Source organism: Acinetobacter rongchengensis, from assembly GCF_003611475.1.
Lineage (GTDB): Bacteria > Pseudomonadota > Gammaproteobacteria > Pseudomonadales > Moraxellaceae > Acinetobacter > Acinetobacter rongchengensis.
Genome location: NZ_RAXT01000125.1, coordinates 1 through 2,023 on the forward strand (window position 1 = coordinate 1; position 2,023 = coordinate 2,023).

2 protein-coding genes are annotated in these 2,023 nt (G+C 43.4%); both read left to right on the plus strand.

What is annotated here, in order from left to right:
- Positions 1 to 88: 88 nt before the first annotated feature.
- Positions 89 to 1,108: an IS21-like element ISAba8 family transposase gene (istA, locus tag D7V20_RS18925; protein ID WP_120385381.1), complete on the plus strand. Its 1,020-nt coding sequence runs from the start codon at positions 89 to 91 to the stop codon at positions 1,106 to 1,108.
- On the plus strand, positions 1,108 to 1,881 hold the full coding sequence (istB, locus tag D7V20_RS18930; protein WP_001053379.1) for an IS21-like element ISAba8 family helper ATPase IstB: 774 nt from the start codon (positions 1,108 to 1,110) through the stop codon (positions 1,879 to 1,881). The genes istA and istB overlap by 1 nt, the downstream gene beginning before the upstream one ends.
- Positions 1,882 to 2,023 lie beyond the last annotated feature (142 nt).

Consider the following 2,023-nt stretch of genomic DNA (forward strand, 5'->3'; position numbering starts at 1 on the left):
TGTTAGCGGCAGTGTAAAAATGACCCCCTAATGGCATTTAAAAACTGACCCCCTTGGTTAATATAGCGGTCATTTTGGACTGCTCAACATGTTAACTTTGGAGCAAGCAGTGACAATCCAAATACTTCATCAACAAGGTAAATCTATTAAAGCCATTACTCGTGAACTGGGGGTGTCCAGAAATACCGTACGTAAATATTTACGGCAAAACACCACACCTCAGTATCAGCGTATACAGCCTAGAATAAGTATCCTTGACCCATATAAACCCTATTTACTCCATCGTGTAAATGCAGCTCATCCTGAATGGATTCCTGCTGTCGTGCTCTACCAGGAAATTTTAAGGTTGGGATATCCAGGAAAGATCAGGATCTTGAGGGAATATCTTGCAACATTAAAACCAGTTGCCAAACCGGAACCGATCATTCGTTTTGAAACCCAACCTGGCCAACAAATGCAGGTAGATTTCACGACAATTCGACGCAACAACACGACTTTAAAAGCCTTTGTCGCAACATTAGGCTATTCCAGAGCGACTTTCGTGAAATTTTATGATCATGAACGTACCGATGCATGGATCGATGGTCTAGAAAATGCATTTCAGTTCTTTGCAGGAGTACCTCAGGAAATCCTGTTTGATAACGCTAAAACGATCATGATTGAACGGGATGCCTATCAGGAGGGGCATCATAAATGGAACCCCAAACTGCTCGACTGCGCCAAGAAATACAGCTTTCGTCCCCGCGTATGTAAGCCCTACCGTGCACAGACCAAAGGCAAAGTTGAACGCTTTAATGGATACCTCAAATCAAGCTTTATTGTGCCATTGAAAGTAAGCCTGAAGACTTCGGGTTTACTGTTAGATGTTGATGTCGCCAATGCCCACATTGGCCGGTGGCTGCATGAAACCGCCAATCAGCGGATTCATGCCACCACGCAAGAAAAACCGGCTGTTCGACTGCAACAGGAGCAGCAAAAATTTACGCCATTACCGCAACCAGATACAGGTTCCAGCACTGTACCTGTTGCAGCAGCACAGCATGTCATGCCCTACGAGAGTTTGCAGCATCCCTTATCGGTATATGACCAGTTGCTGGGAGTTTCCTGATGAATCTGCAATACGACCGTATAGAGCAACTTTGCCAAAAGCTTAATCTGCCTGCCATCGCATCACAATGGTCACATCATGCACAACAAACATTAGGTCAGGATGGAAGTTATGCCGACTTTGTTGAAGCGATCTTGACGCATGAATATGCTGCCAGGCAACAGCGTAGCCAGCAGGTACTGATGAAACTCTCAGGCCTGCCTCAAGTCAAAACCCTGGAAGACTATGATTTTAATTATGCCCTAGGGGCCCCTAAATCACAGGTGATTGAACTGTTCAATCTGAGCTTTATTGCTAGAGCAGAAAATGTGGTGTTTCTCGGGGCTAGCGGAGTAGGAAAAACGCATTTATCTATGGCATTAGGCTATAAGGCCATCATGAACAACATTAAGATCAAGTTCATTACCGCAGCGGATTTAATGCTGCAACTGAGTACAGCCTATCAGCAAGGTAAATTGAAAACCTATATGCAACGTGCGGTACTGGGACCAAAGTTACTGATTATCGATGAAATTGGTTATTTACCGTTTGGACGTGAAGAAGCGAATCTGTTCTTTAACGTGATTGCCAAGCGTTATGAAAAAGGCAGTACGATATTGACGAGTAACTTACCCTTTAGCCAATGGTCTAAGTCATTTGCGGATGATGTTACGTTGACCGCTGCGATGTTAGATCGGCTATTACATCACTGTCATGTGGTACAGATATCGGGTGAGAGTTATCGTTTGAAGGATAAAAAAAGAATTGGGATTCAGCCCCAGGTTGAAACTTAATACGCGATCAAAGGGGTCAATTTTACTTTGCCATTTGTAAGGTAAAAGGGGTCAATTTTAGAATGCCGTTGACAATACCATTGATTTTTATCTTTCTTCTAGACGTAATACCAAATCAGCATATTGTTTTCTTGGAAAAATG

Bases quoted from the DNA above. Each gene is read 5' to 3' on its own strand.
- istA (WP_120385381.1), top strand. From the start codon at position 89: ATGTTAACTTTGGAGCAAGCAGTGACAATCCAAATACTTCATCAACAA.
- istB (WP_001053379.1), top strand. From the start codon at position 1,108: ATGAATCTGCAATACGACCGTATAGAGCAACTTTGCCAAAAGCTTAAT.